The 16,473-nt window shown below is 58.9% G+C and carries 16 protein-coding genes, 1 tRNA gene and 1 pseudogene; 9 read left to right on the top strand and 9 right to left on the bottom strand.

Annotation, left to right across the window (positions count from 1 at the left end):
* Positions 1-87 precede the first annotated feature (87 nt).
* Complete coding sequence (locus BLT54_RS04675; RefSeq protein WP_074642413.1) at positions 88-1,203, top strand: pyridoxal phosphate-dependent aminotransferase; 1,116 nt, start codon at positions 88-90, stop codon at positions 1,201-1,203.
* Positions 1,204-1,208: 5 nt separating this feature from the next.
* Here the strand turns inward: BLT54_RS04675 and BLT54_RS04670 are convergent, their stop codons facing one another.
* Positions 1,209-2,402 carry a pyridoxal-phosphate-dependent aminotransferase family protein gene (locus BLT54_RS04670; protein WP_074641745.1) on the bottom strand — a complete coding sequence of 398 codons (1,194 nt, stop codon included), beginning with the start codon at positions 2,400-2,402 and terminating at the stop codon, positions 1,209-1,211.
* A gap of 191 nt (positions 2,403-2,593) precedes the next feature.
* Between BLT54_RS04670 and BLT54_RS04665 the strand changes: the two genes are divergently transcribed.
* On the top strand, positions 2,594-3,283 hold the full coding sequence (locus BLT54_RS04665) for a phosphatase domain-containing protein (protein ID WP_074641743.1): 690 nt from the start codon (positions 2,594-2,596) through the stop codon (positions 3,281-3,283).
* Between the two features lie 12 nt (positions 3,284-3,295).
* On the top strand, positions 3,296-5,209 hold the full coding sequence (locus BLT54_RS04660; protein ID WP_074641741.1) for an ABC transporter ATP-binding protein: 1,914 nt from the start codon (positions 3,296-3,298) through the stop codon (positions 5,207-5,209).
* On the opposite strand, the pseudogene BLT54_RS04655 reads toward BLT54_RS04660, so the two are convergent.
* Positions 5,136-5,753 (bottom strand): annotated as a pseudogene (locus tag BLT54_RS04655) (glycosyltransferase); the annotation flags it as partial. The gene BLT54_RS04660 and the pseudogene BLT54_RS04655 overlap by 74 nt on opposite strands.
* Before the next feature lie 63 nt (positions 5,754-5,816).
* Between BLT54_RS04655 and ygfZ the strand changes: the two are divergent.
* Together ygfZ and BLT54_RS04645 are read left to right on the top strand one after the other, a co-directional pair.
* On the top strand, positions 5,817-6,554 hold the full coding sequence (gene ygfZ, locus BLT54_RS04650; RefSeq protein ID WP_074641737.1) for a CAF17-like 4Fe-4S cluster assembly/insertion protein YgfZ: 738 nt from the start codon (positions 5,817-5,819) through the stop codon (positions 6,552-6,554).
* A gap of 112 nt (positions 6,555-6,666) precedes the next feature.
* Complete coding sequence (locus BLT54_RS04645) at positions 6,667-7,500, top strand: 3-oxoadipate:acetyl-CoA acetyltransferase (RefSeq protein WP_074642409.1); 834 nt, start codon at positions 6,667-6,669, stop codon at positions 7,498-7,500.
* A 37-nt stretch (positions 7,501-7,537) separates the two neighbouring features.
* On the opposite strand, the gene BLT54_RS04640 is transcribed toward BLT54_RS04645, so the two are convergent.
* Positions 7,538-7,849, bottom strand: coding sequence for a hypothetical protein (locus tag BLT54_RS04640; RefSeq protein WP_074641735.1), 312 nt, complete (start codon positions 7,847-7,849; stop codon positions 7,538-7,540).
* Between the two features lie 139 nt (positions 7,850-7,988).
* The gene (efp, locus tag BLT54_RS04635) at positions 7,989-8,552 is read right to left on the bottom strand and encodes an elongation factor P (RefSeq protein WP_009571017.1); all 564 of its coding nucleotides are present in this window, start codon (positions 8,550-8,552) and stop codon (positions 7,989-7,991) included.
* Positions 8,553-8,797: 245 nt separating this feature from the next.
* On the opposite strand from efp, the gene BLT54_RS04630 reads away from it, so the two are divergent.
* From BLT54_RS04630 to BLT54_RS04620, 3 genes are all read left to right on the top strand, one after another.
* Positions 8,798-9,112, top strand: a complete 315-nt coding sequence (locus tag BLT54_RS04630) for a DUF6280 family protein (RefSeq protein ID WP_009571018.1) — start codon at positions 8,798-8,800, stop codon at positions 9,110-9,112.
* A gap of 123 nt (positions 9,113-9,235) precedes the next feature.
* Positions 9,236-9,730, top strand: coding sequence for a cupin domain-containing protein (locus tag BLT54_RS04625; protein ID WP_074641733.1), 495 nt, complete (start codon positions 9,236-9,238; stop codon positions 9,728-9,730).
* Between the two features lie 76 nt (positions 9,731-9,806).
* Complete coding sequence (locus BLT54_RS04620) at positions 9,807-11,270, top strand: cobyric acid synthase (RefSeq protein ID WP_074641731.1); 1,464 nt, start codon at positions 9,807-9,809, stop codon at positions 11,268-11,270.
* Here the strand turns inward: BLT54_RS04620 and BLT54_RS04615 are convergent, their stop codons facing one another.
* The 3 genes from BLT54_RS04615 to BLT54_RS04605 all read right to left on the bottom strand — a co-directional run bounded on the left by BLT54_RS04615 (position 11,271) and on the right by BLT54_RS04605 (position 14,606).
* A complete protein-coding gene (locus tag BLT54_RS04615) occupies positions 11,271-12,347 on the bottom strand; it encodes a hypothetical protein (RefSeq protein ID WP_074641729.1) in 1,077 nt (358 codons plus the stop codon).
* Positions 12,348-12,493: 146 nt separating this feature from the next.
* A complete protein-coding gene (locus BLT54_RS04610; protein WP_074641726.1) occupies positions 12,494-13,888 on the bottom strand; it encodes a TolC family outer membrane protein in 1,395 nt (464 codons plus the stop codon).
* Between the two features lie 64 nt (positions 13,889-13,952).
* Positions 13,953-14,606, bottom strand: coding sequence for a protein-L-isoaspartate O-methyltransferase family protein (locus BLT54_RS04605; protein ID WP_074641724.1), 654 nt, complete (start codon positions 14,604-14,606; stop codon positions 13,953-13,955).
* Positions 14,607-14,780: 174 nt separating this feature from the next.
* Between BLT54_RS04605 and BLT54_RS04600 the strand changes: the two genes are divergently transcribed.
* A tRNA-Cys gene (locus BLT54_RS04600) sits at positions 14,781-14,854 on the top strand.
* A 62-nt stretch (positions 14,855-14,916) separates the two neighbouring features.
* On the opposite strand, the gene BLT54_RS04595 is transcribed toward BLT54_RS04600, so the two are convergent.
* Both BLT54_RS04595 and BLT54_RS04590 read right to left on the bottom strand, forming a co-directional pair.
* Positions 14,917-16,002 carry a tyrosine-type recombinase/integrase gene (locus BLT54_RS04595; RefSeq protein ID WP_245707948.1) on the bottom strand — a complete coding sequence of 362 codons (1,086 nt, stop codon included), beginning with the start codon at positions 16,000-16,002 and terminating at the stop codon, positions 14,917-14,919.
* Positions 15,989-16,234, bottom strand: coding sequence for a hypothetical protein (locus BLT54_RS04590; RefSeq protein ID WP_074641721.1), 246 nt, complete (start codon positions 16,232-16,234; stop codon positions 15,989-15,991). The genes BLT54_RS04595 and BLT54_RS04590 overlap by 14 nt, the downstream gene beginning before the upstream one ends.
* Between the last annotated feature and the right edge of the window lie 239 nt (positions 16,235-16,473).

Genomic DNA, 16,473 nt, shown 5'->3' with positions numbered 1-16,473 from the left:
TATCAAGGAGATGGCATCAGGTCAGGTCTGACGTTGCGACGCTTGCGCAAGGCATCAAGTTGAGGCAGGAAAAGCGCCATGACAGATATGACAGATCCACGCCAAACAGCGCGCGCCCAAACCCTGCCCGCCACCGTGCCCTTTGTGGCCCCGGAACGGATGGAGGAACTGCGCGGAGCGCCGTTTGATGCCCGGTTGGGCGCAAATGAATTGTCCTTTGGTCCTTCGCCGAAAGCACTGGACGCCATGGCGCAAAGCCTGAGCGGCGTGTGGAAATACGGCGAGCCGGAGAACCGCGATCTGCGTCTGGCGATTGCCGCGCGTCACGGCATTGTGCCAGAAAGCGTCACCGTTGGCGAAGGCATCGACGGGCTTCTGGGCAATCTCGTGCGGCTTTATGTCGGCCCCGGCGAGACGGTTGTGACCTCGGCGGGCTCATATCCGACGTTCAATTACCATGTCGCGGGGTTTGGTGGCGCGCTACATACTGTGCCCTATAAGAATGATCATGAAGACCCGGAGGCGTTGATTTCCAAGGCACGCGAGGTGGGGGCGAAGCTCATATACTTGTCCAATCCAAACAATCCGATGGGATCGGTGCATGCGGCGCAAACCGTGCAGGATATGATCAAGGCCGTGCCCGAGGGATGTTTGATGATCCTGGACGAAGCCTATAGCGAATTTGCCCCCGAAAGCACCCGACCCGCGATTGATGTCACTGATAAGCGCGTCATTCGATTCCGTACCTTTTCAAAGGCCTATGGCATGGCAGGTGCGCGAATTGGCTATGGCATTGCGCATCCGGTTGTGGCCACCGCCTTTGACAAAATCCGCAATCATTTTGGCGTCAATCGCATGGCACAGGCCGGGGCTTTGGCGGCGTTTGAGGATCGGGATTACCTGTCTGAAACCCTTGAAAAGGTCGCGCAGGGCCGCGTTAAAATTACACAAATCGCGCAAGACAACGATTTGACGCCCCTGCCCTCCGCCACCAATTTTGTCGCCGTCGATTGCGGCCAAGACGGGGCCTTTGCCCGCGCGGTTTTGACCGCTTTGGCGGCGCGCGGCGTGTTTGTGCGGATGCCGGGGATCGCCCCGCTGGACCGCTGCATCCGCATCTCAACGGGCCGTCCAGAGGAGCTTGAGGTGCTGGCCGCACGCCTGCCGTTGGCTTTGGCGGACGCGCGCGCGGCTGTGGCCTAAGCGGGTTATACCCGCGAAGCCAAAAGTTTAGCCGCAGCCACCGACCCGCCGTCGTGATGCGGGATGTTGAGCGCGACAAAGGCGGTTTCGATCGCGCCGATGATGCCAAGCACCATATGGGCGTTGATGTGGCCCATGTGGCCAATGCGGAAATAGCCATCAGATTCGGCCGAGCCAATGTCGCCAAAGCCCAAGGAAATCCCCAGCGTGATGCCGAGATGTTCGGTCAGCCAAGTGCGCAATTGCGTGGCCGCGGGGGCTGCGAGGCCCAAGGTCGTGACCGCATGGGAGCGCGCCGCAGGGTCCGCGATGTTGAAATGCAACGGTGCGCCCCAATGATCCACCGCCGCCCAATAGGCGCGCGCCAGGATTTCATGGCGGGCATATACGTTGTCCAAGCCCTCTTCCAAAATCATATCAACGGCTTGGCGCAGACCATAGAGATGATGGGTCGGCGGTGTGCCGTCGAAATATTCATAGAGATGCACCGGATTGGCGCGGGTTTCCCAAGCCCAATATGGCGTGCGCAGATCGACATTGCGCCCCGCCTCAAGCGCCTTATCTGAGAACCAGACAAAGCCCAGACCCGGAGGGGTCATCAGCCCCTTTTGCGAGGCGGCGATCATCACATCGACGCCCCAGGCGTCCATCTCAAACCGCTCACAGCCCAGCGAGGCAATCGCATCAACGGCATAAATCGCCGGGTGGCCGGCGGCATCAATCGCTTGGCGTGCCAGACCGATATCATTGCGCACCGAGGTGGCGGTGTCGACATGGGTGACCAAAACCGCTTTGATCTCATGCGCCGTGTCGGCCCGCAGGGCGGCTTCCAAACGGGCGGGATCAATCGGGGCCTGTTTGCCAAATTCGATCACTTCAACCTTGGCCCCCAAACGGGCCGCAACATCGGCCCAGCCATGACCAAAATTGCCCGTCGCACAGACCAAAACCTTGTCCCCGCGCGAGATCATATTGGTGAGCGAGGCTTCCCAAAGCCCATGGCCGTTGGAGATATAAAACGCCATGTTGTGTGCTGTGCCCGCGATCTTGTTGAGATCGGGCACGAGACTATGGGTCAGATCGACCAACTCGCCAGTATAAATATTCGGCGCCGGGCGATGCATGGCCTGAAGCACCGGATCGGGGATCACAGAAGGGCCGGGAATGGCAAGGTAATGGCGACCGTTGGCAAGTGTCATGGGCTGTCCTCAAACTCATATCAGGCCCAAGCGGTATCGCCCCAAAGCGGTCCCGTCAATTGTCGCTCATGTCACAGAGGGGTGCGCAGGATTTGAGGAACCCCACCCTTGATGACCCATGCGCCCGCCTTGCTTGCCCCGGCGGGCAAAGGACGATAAAGAGGCGCGATGATTTTTCAATCGGAGCCCTGATGTTCAAGACGCTAAAAAGAGGGTTCAAAAGGCTCGAGCGCGGTGAGGTCGGCCAGTTTGGCAATGACGTGTCCACACCACGCACCCGCAGGCTTGCGATGTGGCATTTTCACCTGTTTGACCATGCGTTTCTGCGCGGGATCTGGACCAACCTGTACGAGATCGCGCCCGGCGTGTGGCGATCCAATCAGCCCTCGCCTGCGCGGATCAAACGCTATGCCCAGATGGGGATCAAAACCATCCTGAGCCTGCGCGGCGACAAGGACCTGTCGTTCATGTTGCTGGAAAAACAAGCCTGTGCCGAACATGGGATCACATTGATCACCACCAACAAAGCCGCCGCGCGCGGAGCCCTGTCGGGCAAAGACTACGTCGCATTGATCGACCTTTTGGCCTCGATCCCGAAACCGTTCTTGATCCATTGCAAATCCGGCGCAGACCGGGCGGGGCTGGCCTCGGCGCTCTATCTGTTGCACTGTGAGGGCGCCTCGATCAAAGAGGCCAAAAAGATGTTGAGCCTGCGGTTCATGCATCTCAAAAGCACGAAAACCGGCATTTTGGATCATATCCTTGATCTCTATGAGGCCGATCTCAAAGCCCATGGCCCGATCCCGATCCGGGACTGGTTTGAGACCCGTTATGACATTGAAAAGGCTCGCACCTTCAAAACCATGCGGTCCTTCCCCTAAGAAAGCGCCCCGATGAGCACGCCCGCCCCCATCATCCCGGACACCAGTTCACGCATCTTGATCGTGTGGCTTTGGCGCGATTATTTGCGCCGTTATGTGGTGTTGGTGGCGGTGGCTTTGGTGTTTATGGCCCTCGAAGGCGCGATGTTGGGGGCGCTGTCCTATCTGATCAAACCGATGTTCGACCGGGTCTTGGTGGCGCAAAACGGCGATGCCATTATTTGGGTGGCGCTTGCCGTTTTTGGCGTCTTCACCGCCCGTGCGATCGCGTCCTTCAGTCACCGGGTCATCATGGCCGTGGTCGGCCAAAAAGTGTCCGCGACCCTACAGGCCCGGCTTGTCGCGCATATGCTGACCCTCGATGGTCGCTTTTTCCAGGACCACCCTCCCGGCACCCTGATCGAACGCACCCGCGGCGACAGCGCCGCCGTCTCAGGCGTCTGGGGCACAGTGCTTGCGGCCTTGGGCCGGGATCTCATTTCGCTCTTGTCGCTGCTGACCGTGGCGGTTTTGGTCGATTGGCGCTGGACGTTGATCGCTGTGGCGGGGGCACCCCTGTTGGCCGTTCCGGTGACGGTTTTGCAAAACCTCGTGCGCCGCACCACGCGCAGCGCGCGTCAGGCCTCGGCCCGCGTGTCGACCCGGTTGGACGAGATTTTCCACGGCGCGACCACGATCAAACTCTCGGGCACGGAAACCCGCGAGGCAGATCGCTTTCACGACGAAATCAATCACTTCGTCGCCTCGCAAATCAAATCCGAAGCGGGACAAGCGGGCATTCCGGCGCTGATGGACATCGTCGCGGGCTTTGGCTTTTTCGGCGTGTTGCTTTACGGCGGCCATCAGATCATCGACGGCACCAAAACCGTCGGCGAATTCATGTCGTTTTTCACCGCCATGGCCTTGGTGTTTGAACCGTTGCGGCGTTTGGGCAATGTCTCGGGCGTCTGGCAGGCGGCGCGGGCGTCGTTGGAGCGCATTCATGCGATCTTTGCCGAGCGGCCCGAAATCACGTCACCACCAACGCCCAAAGCCCTGCCCATCGCCGCCAAAGACGCCGACATCCGGTTTGAAAACGTGCGTTTTGCCTATGCTGACGCCCCCGTGTTGAACGGCACGACCTTCACCGCAGAGGCCGGGAAAACCACCGCTTTGGTCGGGGCCTCCGGGGCCGGGAAATCCACCGTGTTCAACCTGATGACACGGCTCGCGGACCCACAGGCCGGCACCATTTCCATCGGCGGGGTCGCCACAACGGATCTGTCCCTGCCCGATCTGCGCGGCCTCTATTCGGTGGTCTCGCAAGACGCGCTGTTGTTTGACGAAAGCCTGCGCGACAATGTCTTGATGGGGGCGAAAGCGGATGAGACCAAACTCAACGCCGCCCTCAAAGCCGCCCATGTTGATGATTTCATCCCCAAACTCGACGATGGCCTCGACACCCAGGTCGGCCCGCGCGGATCGGGGCTTTCGGGTGGACAACGGCAACGGGTGGCGATTGCCCGTGCCGTGCTGCGCAACCGTCCGGTGTTGTTGCTCGATGAAGCGACCTCTGCCCTTGATGCGCAATCGGAAAAGGTGGTTCAAACCGCGCTTGAGACCCTGTCCAAGGACCGCACCACTTTGGTCATCGCCCACCGGCTCTCGACCATTCGCAATGCGCATAAGATTGTGGTGATGGACAAGGGCCAGGTCGTGGACGAGGGCACCCATGACGAACTCTTGGCGCGTGGCGGGCTTTATGCCGATCTCTATCGCCTGCAATATGCCGATGGCCGCACCGTCAGCGACGGTAGGACTGGGCGAGCTTTGAAGGGGTCGCGCCCAGCCGGTAGCGCAGAAGACGGACAAGGTTCCGGCCTCCTTGCCGCAACCAGCCGTGTGTTTGGTAACGTACTGGGTCTGTTTGGACGCGCAAAGGACTAAGCGCGATCCGGCCCTTGAGTTTGCGCGCCATGGCCACGTCTTCCATCAGTGGAATGTCGTCAAAGCCACCGATCTCATCATACATGTCGCGCGAGATCAAAAGCGCCTGATCGCCATAAGGCAGATCAAACCATCTGGTCCGCAGATTGGCCCAGCCTGCGGTCCATTTCGCCCCTATCCCCTTGGCCTCGCGAAACCCCAGAGAATACACCATAGCCTTGTCATAGCCATGCGCCAGATGGACCACCGTCGCCTCGGCCCAACCTTCGGACAACCATGTGTCGGCATGCAGGAACAACAACCAATCGCCCTGAGCCGCCTGTGCCCCGCGTTTGAGTTGCCCACCGCGCGACGGAGCGCCGATGATCAACTCGGCGCCAACAAAATCGGCCATTTTCTCAACCCCATCGGTCGAGCCACCATCAGTCAGGATCAATTCCCGGACCAAGCCCGCATCCAAACCCTCCATCAAAGAGAGCATGGTGTCGCGCAGCTTTGGTGTGGCATTCAGGGTCGGGATAATGACAGAGATCGGCGCGCGCATGTGTTTCCCGCTTTTCGTGGCTCTTTTCCTTCCTATATGAAGAGAAGAAAAAGGGGAATGAGCATGACAGACACATCCGCACGCAGCGTCATTGAGATCACCGGCGAGGACCGCATCCATTTTCTGCAAGGGCTTGTGTCCAACGATCTGCGCCATCTGGACCATGGGCCAGTCTATGCCGCGCTTTTGTCACCACAGGGCAAATTCATCGTCGATTTCTTTTTGATCCCCGAAGGCGAGACCGTGCTTTTGGATGTGGTGCAATCCGAGGCCGAGGCGCTTTTGAAACGCCTGACCATGTACAAACTGCGCTCCAAAGTGACTTTGACATTGACCGGGCGCAAGGTGTCTCGGGGCCTCGGGGACACGCCCGAAGGCGCTGTCACCGACCCGCGCACCCCTGACATGGGATGGCGCGCCTATGATGGCCGACCCTCGCAAGAGGTCGATTGGGACGCGGTGCGGGTGGCACATTGCGTGCCCGAGACCGGGATCGAACTGACCCCCAACACCTTTATTTTAGAGGCCGGATTTGAGCGCCTGAACGGTGTCGATTTCAAAAAGGGCTGTTATGTCGGCCAAGAGATCACCGCCCGGATGAAACACAAAACCGACCTGCGCAAAGGCCTTGCGCGTGTGACGATCACCGGCTCCGCCCCCGTCGGCACCGAGATCACCACTGTGGATGGAAAATCTGCGGGCGTTTTGTTCACCCAATCCGGTGGCCACGCCATCGCCTATCTGCGCTTTGATCGTGCAACGGGCCCGCTGCGCGCCGGGGATGCGGAAATTTCCGCTTAAGCGACAGCAAAGTCTTAACTTTTCAAATCTACCCTGCTCAGGCATGATCATCATATATGATGTCAGGGAGGACAAACGTGCGGGCCATTTTTTTCAAACGGTGGGGCAGCCGATGACCACGCCCTGTATCATTTGCGTTGCGATCACCGGCTCTTTGCCGACCAAGGCCGACAATCCGGCGGTGCCAATCACCGTGGCGGAGCAAATCGAATCCACCCATGAGGCCTATGAGGCCGGGGCCAGCATCGCCCATTGCCATGTCCGCGATGACGACGGCAAACCGACCTCGGACCCGGACCGGTTCGCGCGGCTCAAAGAGGGCATTCAAACCCATTGTCCCGGCATGATTGTGCAACTGTCGACCGGCGGTCGATCCGGGGCGGGCAAAACCCGTGGCGGCATGTTGTCCCTGCGCCCACCGATGGCCTCCCTCTCCGTTGGCTCGAACAATTTCCCGACTCGCGTCTATGAAAATCCGCCCGACCTTGTCGATTGGCTGGCCTCTGAAATGATCACCTACGGTGTCAAACCTGAAATTGAAGCCTTTGATCTTTCACACATCTATCAGGCCAAACTGATGGCAGATCGCGGCCAGATCAAAGGCACGCCCTATGTGCAATTCGTCATGGGCGTCAAAAACGCCATGCCCGCCGACAAGCGCGTGTTTGATTTCTACGTCGAGACGGTGAAACACCTGTTTGGCGAAAACACCCCGTGGTGTGCCGCCGGTGTCGGGCGTCATCAACTTGAGCTCAACGAATGGGCCGCCGCCGCCGGGGGCCACCTGCGCACCGGGCTTGAGGACAACATCCGTCTTGATCGCGACACATTGGCCCCGTCCAATGCCGCCTTGGTCGAACTGGCTGTCCTTGCCGCCCAGCGTCACAAACGCCCCATCGCGACGCCTGCGCAAGCGCGCGCCATCCTTGGATTGCGAAAGGGCTAATCGTTTACTCCGTCAGCGCGTTAAAACACCGCGACGCTCAGATGATGATCGTCGCACATTCCAAGGCGCACCCTGCCACGCACAACATATCGCCATTGCAGCCGCGCGCACATTCCTTAAGGCAGTTGGCCGCATGTTCGGGCGTGCGCAATTTCGGGTCCAAAATCGTCAAATCAGGCACACCCTCCGGCCCCATCGTAACCCGCGCGACCTCTTCGTCATCATCGGCAAACAGGATGGTGATCTCCGTTGGGTTGTCGATGCGCGCGCGCAACCCCTGCCCCGTGTCCGGGTTGATGGCGGTCAGAGTGTAGATAAGACGGCTTTTCGCGAGACTGGCTTCTGTCATAACATCCTCCTGTGGCAACTGAGCAAAGTTTCCCCCCGTTGCAACATGGCTGCATTGATCTGAGCCTGTGCAAAGAATCGCACATAAAAAAGCGGCCCGCCGGGAGCCGCCTTTTGTCTGTCTGCCTTTGCTGGATCGCTTAGGCGCGTTCAGAATATTCCATCGTCTCGGTGTTGACCACAATGTCCTCGTCTTGGCCAACGAACGGCGGCACCATCACACGCACACCATTGTCCAAGATCGCAGGCTTAAACGAATTCGCAGCGGTCTGTCCTTTGACCACCGGCTCGGTTTCCACAATCTTGCAGATCACCTTTTGCGGCAGCGTCGCGTTCAGCGCCTCAGAGTCATGGAATTCCACCACGATGGTCATGCCATCTTGCAAAAACGGACGGCGATCGCCCAGAATATCGGCGGGCATTTCAACCTGATCGTAGGTTTCCATGTCCATGATCGTCAACATGCCGTCGCTCTCATAGAGGAATTGCATGTCCTTTTGCTCCAAACGCACGCGCTCGACCTTATCGGCGGAGCGGAACCGTTCGTTGAGCTTGCGCCCGTCCCGCAGGTTCTTCATCTCGACCTGAGCAAAGGCGCCGCCCTTGCCGGGTTTGACGTGATCGACTTTTACAGCGGCCCACAGGCCCCCGTCATGTTCCAGCACGTTGCCGGGGCGGATTTCGTTACCGTTGATTTTGGGCATATGTCTAACCGTGGCCGTTGGTTGAAGAATGAGTTTCGCACCCTATATCCGTCCAAGGGCAGGCTGACAAGGCAGTCCTCTGGCGGCACCTGCGCAAGATTCGATCCGTTTGCGAAAATGTTAGCGCCTGAACTTATGCATAAAACGCATAGGCGCCATGCAAATGCGTCGTATCCGAATCGACACAAACCTGTCATAAGGGCCCGCACGCCAGAAAGACAAGAGCAATAAAACAAGGAAAAACCATGGCTGAGTTCGTTGATGGCACCGCATTCAACTATGAGCAAGGACAACGCGCCCGCAAACTTTTTGCGGCTGTTGTGTTGGCTGCACTCGATGATGCGATCGCCGATGATAAGAAATACGGCAACGGCCCGGAACAAATCGCCCGTTGGGCACGCTCCCGTGATGGGCGCGAAGTTTTGTCCTGTGCCGGGATCGACCCGTGTGAACGCGTGGTCTCCGGCCTGATGGAATTTGTGTCGAAAGGCATTCGTACCTCTGTCGCGCTGTCACGCGAAGAAAGCGAACGCCGCAACGCACAGGCGGAAGCTGCCTAAGCGCTCCGATCCCGCTGCTATTTCTGAAGAAGACGCGCCATGCTGCTCGCTGGCGCGTCTTTTCTTTTGCCGTCATGCCGTCATACTGCCCGCACCCATGGTTAAACCTGATGGAGTTCGCGCATGTCTCACAAGAAAATCGACATCCCCTCAATCGCCGCCAAAACCGGTACGCTTTATCCCCCACCCCACCACACCAACACCCGTGCCCGTGTCAAACGCGCGCTGGGTGACACGGCCGGGCTGACGCAATTTGGCGTCAACATGACGACCCTGCCCCCCGGCACATGGTCCGCCCTGCCCCATTGGCATGAAAAAGAAGACGAGTTCATCTATATCATCTCTGGCCATCCGACCCTGGTCTATGGCGACACCGAAGAACAACTCTCCCCCGGCGATTGCGCCGGTTTCAAGGCGGGTGAAGAGATCGGCCATTGCCTGCAAAACCGCAGCGATAGCGACGTGATCGTGTTAGAGGTCGGGTCACGCATCGCCGGCGAACGCGCCTTTTATCCGGGGCTGGACCTGATGGCGGACACCGCCTCAGACACGTTCTACCACCACCTCGACGGCACCCCCTACCCCGATCTCAAACGCCGCGGCCCCGATGACGACTGAGGCTTTGCGCATTTGGCTTTCGTCTTCAACGCAGTTCAAATACTCCTCTTAAAACCAAAAGAAGAGGGACAGCGGCGTGACCAAAGCGATCATGATCCAAGGCGCGGGCTCGAATGTGGGCAAATCCATGTTGGTCGCGGGCATCGCGCGCGCCATGACCCGCAGAGGGCTTAAAGTCGCGCCGTTCAAGCCGCAAAACATGTCCAACAACGCCGCTGTCACCGAAGATGGCGGCGAAATTGGCCGGGCGCAGGCGCTTCAGGCCCGCGCCTGTGGTCTGCGACCGCACTCCGACATGAACCCCGTTTTACTCAAACCCGAAACCGATGTCGGCGCGCAGATCGTGGTTCAGGGGCAACGGATCGACACCCTCAAAGCCCGCGATTACGGCTCAATGAAAGCCACATTGATGCCCGCAGTCATGGAGAGTTTTCACCGCCTTGCCAAAGGCGTCGATCTCGTCGTGATCGAAGGCGCGGGCAGCCCGGCGGAGATCAACCTGCGCGCCGGCGACATTGCCAATATGGGGTTTGCCGAGGCGGCGAATGTGCCCGTGGTACTGATCGGCGATATTGATCGCGGTGGTGTCATTGCGCAGCTCGTCGGCACCTACACGGTCCTGCCAAAGGCCGACCGTGACCGGATCAAAGCCTTTGCCATCAACAAGTTTCGCGGCGATGTCAGCCTGTTTGCGGGCGGGACGCGCGCCATTATCGAGGCCACAGGATGGGCCGATCTGGGCACCTTGCCATGGTTCGATCAGGCCCATCGCCTGCCCGCAGAGGACGTGATGGACATCACCTCACGCGGTTCTGGCGTGATCAAAATCGCCGTGCCAAAACTGTCGCGCATCGCCAATTTCGACGACCTCGACCCGCTGGCCGCTGAGCCGAATGTGACTGTTCAGATCATCGAACCCGGCCACGCCCTGCCGGGGGATGCCGATCTTGTTCTGATCCCCGGATCAAAATCAACCATCGGCGATTTGGCATTTTTCCGCGCCCAAGGCTGGGACATCGACCTATTGGCTCATGTCCGTCGTGGCGGCCATGTGATGGGAATTTGCGGCGGGTATCAGATGCTTGGCCAATGGATTGACGACCCGGACGGGATCGAAGGCCACGCCGGGCGACATCCCGGACTTGGGCTATTGCAGGTGGAGACGGTGATGTCAGGCAACAAACGCCTGGCTGAGGTCACCGCAACCGAGCGTGCCACCGGCGCGCGCGTGACCGCCTATGAAATCCACATCGGTCGCACGGAGGGGGCCGATTGCGCGCGGGCGTGGCTGTTGTTGCACGACCAAGACGGCGCGCGGTCCGAGGGCGCGATGTCGGCGGATGGGCGGATCATGGGCTGTTATTTGCACGGGCTGTTTGCCAGCGACAGGTTCCGCAACGGCTATCTGGCGCGGTTTGGCCTGAGCGATGGAATGTCAGATTTCGACGGCGGCGTCGACGCGACCCTTGAGGCGCTCGCAGATCACATCGAGGCCCATTTGGACCTCGATACGCTCTACGCCCTCAGTTCAGAGATATAATTATTCGAATTCACGCAGGGTCAGCGCACGCTGCACCTCGCGGCGCACCAGACGGCGGACGTTGCGCGTGATGCGTTCGCCCATCGCACCTTGCAATTCCTCGCGGATCACCTGCGCCACCAATTCGCGCAGGGCCTCCTCATCCATCATGTCTTCGTCGGCATAACCGGCCAAAGCCAGCTCTTCCTCAAGGCTCGGATCGGGATCGGCTGCCACCTCTTCAGCCGCAGCCATGTCTTCGATCTCCGCCTCTTGCGTCGGTGGAAAATCATCAATCGCGGCGGCCGTGGGCGCGGCGGGGGTTTCCTCGATCACTTCGGCATCGTCAATGTGATCGTGGTGATCGTGGTGATCGTGGCCTTGGTCAGACGGGCTCATCGCGGGGTCATCCTCCTGCGGGACACGGAAATGAAGCACGCGGGCTCCGGGTTCGGCAAAGGCACGCGGCATGGACCGCGGAATTTCCGCCTCAAGATCCTCAGACCCATCCGGCTCCCACTCATAGGACTGCGCCCCCACAGCCGTTTCAAGTTCGGCAATCCGCTGTTCCAAAGTCAGCCGCGACACATGGGCCGCGGCCTCGACATCTGGGGTGTCGTCGAACCGGGCGGCCCAATCCGCCTCCTGCGCTGCATCTTCGATCTCGTCAGCGATCTCTTGTGCGACCAGAGTTTCAAGCTCCAAGTTCGGCGCTTGCGCCTCTGTCAAAAGATGCGGCGCTTGCGCCTCTGTCAAATTTTCCTCGGGGGTCTTTTGCGCATCTCCGGGCAGCGAAACCGCCTGATCCATCGAAAGGATCAACGGCTGCGTGTCTGTCTTGGGCTGCGCCACGGCCTCTGCGGCGACCTCGCCCTCGGAGGGCCCTATATCCTGCGGCTGAACGGGGTCTTGGGCAACGCGAAAATCTGGCGTCAGGATCAAAGCGGCCGGTCCCTGAGAGCGAACAGGCGCCTCAACCTGCGCTGCAGATTGGGAGCCACCAGAGGGACCACCATGATGACTATGGGTCTCAGCCACCAAACGCCGGATCGACGCAAGCACGTCCTCCGCATCCATATTCGTCATCGGATCAGACATCCCGACTCCCTCACTCACTACAGCTTATGGTAGCCAGCTTCGGCGTTACACACAAGAGATCGCAGAAAGCAGAAAACCCCCGCCAAACGGTGATCTGGGCAAGACGCCGCAAAACCGTCAGACGGGGGCCACCGCAAAAGCTGCGTTTATTTGCGCATCAAACCTTCGAGCACACGATCCAATTTATCGCCTTGCGGGCTGACATAACGGGTCGGTGCGTTTTTCACCGCATTGTAATAGGCGGCGGGATCATAGACCGGGACGTTGAGTTTCAACTGATCCACAGTGAGCATGCCAAGCGATTGCAGCACCGCATAGGATTGCGATTCGCGGGCAATGCGCGCCTGAATGGCGGAGACCTGCGCATCGAGCAAGTCTTGTTCCGCGCTCAACACATCCAAAGTGGTCGAAGCGCCAAGATCGGCCTCTTCTTTGACGCCATCATAGGCCACGCGTTGAGCACGAACATAAGCGTTGGAGGCTTCCTCAGAGGCGGCATAAACCGACAACATTGCCCAATTGGTGCGCACACCCTGTTCCACTTCGCGTGCGGTTTGTAACAGCTCGGCCCGAGAGGCGTCACGGTTGGCGATGCTTTCACGGATCGCCGAAGACACGGCCCCGCCGGAATAGATCGGCCCAGAGACACCAAGGCTCAAACTCGTGACGCCATCATTGGCATCCAAGCTGTCGGTGTAGGAGTGGGCGATCTGCCCCTCGACTGTGGGAAACAGATTGCGTTCCGCGATGTCCACCGCAATATCCTGCGCCGCCGCTTGGTGTTGCAACGCAATGATCCCTGGGTGGGTTTGCTTGGCAACCGTCACAGCCGTCTCAAGCGTTTTCGCCGGAAGCGGGATGCTGGGCGGATTTGACAGGTTGCTCGGATAATGGCCGATCGCGACCTTATAGGTCTCGCGCGCGGCAGACAGGCTGCCCTGAGAGGCGGCAAGGCTTGCACGGGCGGAGGCCAGTTGCGCCTCATATTGCGACACTTGTGTACGGGTAATTTCACCCACCTCAAACCGATCTTGCGAGGCTTTGAGGTTTTGCTGGTTCAACCGCACCGCACTTTGGCGCAGGTTCACCAACGCCTGAGCTTCGCGCACATCTTGGTAGGCGGAAACCGCATTGGCCAAAACCTGTTGTTCCACATTCACGAGGCCCGCGCGCGTCGCCAAAACCACCTCTTTTTGCAGATCGACAGAAAGTTTGTTGCGGCCAAACGTGTAGATTTCCATCGACGCGATAAAGCTGAGCGTCTCAGACCAATCTTTTAGGACATTGCCATCGGACCCAAACGATTTTGAACCCGAATAGTTGTAAGCGATGGTCGGACGCAGATTGGACAACGCACCGGCCACCCCCTCGTCCGCGGCGCGCAAAGTGGCGCGATTTTGCTCCAGAAGACCGGAGTTTTTATAGGCAGACGCCAAAGCATCGCCAAGCGTCTCAGCAGCCGCCGCAAAAGGCACCGACATCAGACTCAGCACCGCCGCGCCAGAAAAAAGTACCTTTTTGAATCCCGTGGTTTTGCTCATTGGCCTCAGCCCCTTTGTTATCTTACGAACGCCGGGGCCGACCCGGCCTATCGAACGTTCTGCGTCAAAGCGCGAACTCTGCGTGTTTTTCAAATCCGGACAGTACAGGTGCCGTGGCGTTGAACACCATGCGCCATGTTATCTCACCCTCTAATTTGTATCCGATACGAACGATACCAAGAGCTCCGTCGAGAAAAATCGCGCAGATACGCCCTTTTTCCTTCAACTGGGCCAAAATGCCACTCGGCAATTCTTCAACACCGCCTTGCAAGATTATCACATCATAGGGTCCGTGCTGCGGCGCACCCGCGCTGATCGGGCCGGTTTCGACGATCACATTGTCCGATCCATTGTCGGACAGCGCGCTGGCCGCCTCTTTGGCCATGTCTTCGTCTTCTTCAACGGCCACGACCGCCTGTGCCATCCGCGCCATCACGGCCGAGGAATAGCCCAAGCCACAGCCCAGATCGAGCACCAGCTCATCGTTTTGAATGTTAAGCGCATCAAGCATCTTGGCCAAAACCCGCGGATCCAACACAACGCGCCCGCCCCCGAGATCCACATGCTCGCCAACATAGGCGCCATCACGTTTGGACGCAGGCACGAAATTTTCGCGCGGCGTGGTGAGCATCGCTTCGATGATCGGGAATTTGGTCACATCAGACGGACGCACCTGTGTGTCGACCATCGTTGTACGGAGTTGGGCAAAGTCTGGCATGGCTGAACTCTTTCGTTCATTGTCTTTGACCGTGTTTTGCCACAAGCCGCCCGCCTGAGCAACACGTCAATGCACATCCAAACGGATGCAACCGCACACACCCCTGTGCAAAATCCTGTCAAATGGCGTCTTGCACAGAAATTATCCTTGCTGTAGACAGCGCCTCACCATTTCGGCGAGTTGGCGGAGTGGTTACGCAGCGGATTGCAAATCCGTGTACACCAGTTCGATTCTGGTACTCGCCTCCATATCCTTTCAAGCACTTGCGTCATCATAGCCTCCTTGAGAGTGCGACCGTTTACAGGCCGGTTTACAGTTTCGTTCCACTTTTGGTCTTCTGGGCGGCTTCCTGCGCCCGTTTCACACGGTCGGTTTCGTCTTCGGAAATCACCGCATAATGCTCGATCACTTGGCTGGCGTAGCGAATGCTCCACCCCATGTACGAAGCAATGTTGTTCAGCCCCAACCCAGCCCCCAGCAGCCGCGTTGCCGCCGTGCCGCGCGCGTCGTAGAGCCGAAGATCAAAGCCTTTGGTCTCCGGGGTCAGCTCTGGAATGCGATTGCGCCATCGGCTCACCGCCTTCGAGGCGCTCTCTGCATCGAGCTTTTGCCCCTTGTCGCCCACGAGGATCAGCATCCGGTCACGTGGCGTCGCATCTAGCAACGCCCCAAACTTCCGGGACACCGGAATTGTCGCGATCGTGCTACGCTTGTTTGTGCACACCCGCAGCCTACGGCCATGCCTCGTTGCCTGAATGTGTCCACGGTTGAGGCCCGCCAGATCGCCGGGGCGCAACCCCGTTTCACAGGCGCAAATCAATATGCGTCGAGCGTATTCCGGGGCGGCTTGGCAAAAGAGATCAACGTCGGCTGGTGTCCAGACGATCTCGGCCCGATCCGCCTCGTAGACCTTTGGCAACTTGTGGCAGAAATGGCGGCTGATCTTGCCGTTGTCCTCGGCCCAGTTCAGGAAACGCGTGACAACCGTACCGCAATAGTCGAACTGCTTGGGCGAGTATGCCCACTGTTGCCGCCACTCAGACACTTCGCCGCGTGATTCTGGCTCGGCGAACATGGCAAACGGGTCTCCCGCGAATTCTTTCTGAAACCGCAGGATCCATTTCTTGTAGTCGCTTTGTGTGCGGGGCTTCGTCTTCAAGAATTCGGCTGAATCCAGAAACTGGTCTGCGACCGTCTTCGTCAGGATACTCTGCTCAACCGGTCGGGTTGAACAAGCCGCGAAAGCTGCAAAATATTCGGGGCTATATTTCGGGAAAGCCGTGTCATCGGACCAAAAACAAGGCCCGCCACGCCGTGCATAATGCCGCTCCCGATAGCGCCCGTTCGCCAGCTTACGTTTAACCCGATGAACCCCTGTCAACTCAATTCTTTCCACGGCGCGCCCTTCTCATTTCGACAAAGGACGTAGCATTATCCTCACCAGCCCCTTTCGTTAACAACCCCTGCGCTTCATCCAGACGGCGGCGGACCAACACCTCATCGTAGTAACCTCGACGCCCCGGAACTGGCGTGATACGCAACTTGGCACACCATGAGCGAAACGCATCATTCGCCGCCGAATATCCAAGCGATTGCGCCAGTTCATTGGAACTCACGAGCCGGATCATTTCGCCGTTCCTCTCCGGCCAGACAGCCCGTCAAAGTCCACGGGGGCTGGATGACCCGATGCTTCCCGCAACAGGATTTCATCCATCTGATCAGGTGTAATGATCATCGCGTTCCCGATCGAGAAATATTGCCCATGAGCAATGCGGTTGATCCCCGCGTGGGCGGGGAACGCTGGGTCAGGGATTGTGGCGTGATGTCAGACATCGGTTGATCCCCGCGTGGGCGGGGAACGCTGACT

The sequence above is a fragment of the Celeribacter baekdonensis genome (assembly GCF_900102315.1).
GTDB lineage: Bacteria > Pseudomonadota > Alphaproteobacteria > Rhodobacterales > Rhodobacteraceae > Celeribacter > Celeribacter baekdonensis.
The sequence above is the reverse complement of the archived record's forward strand: the minus strand, read 5'-3'. Positions and strand labels throughout refer to the sequence as shown.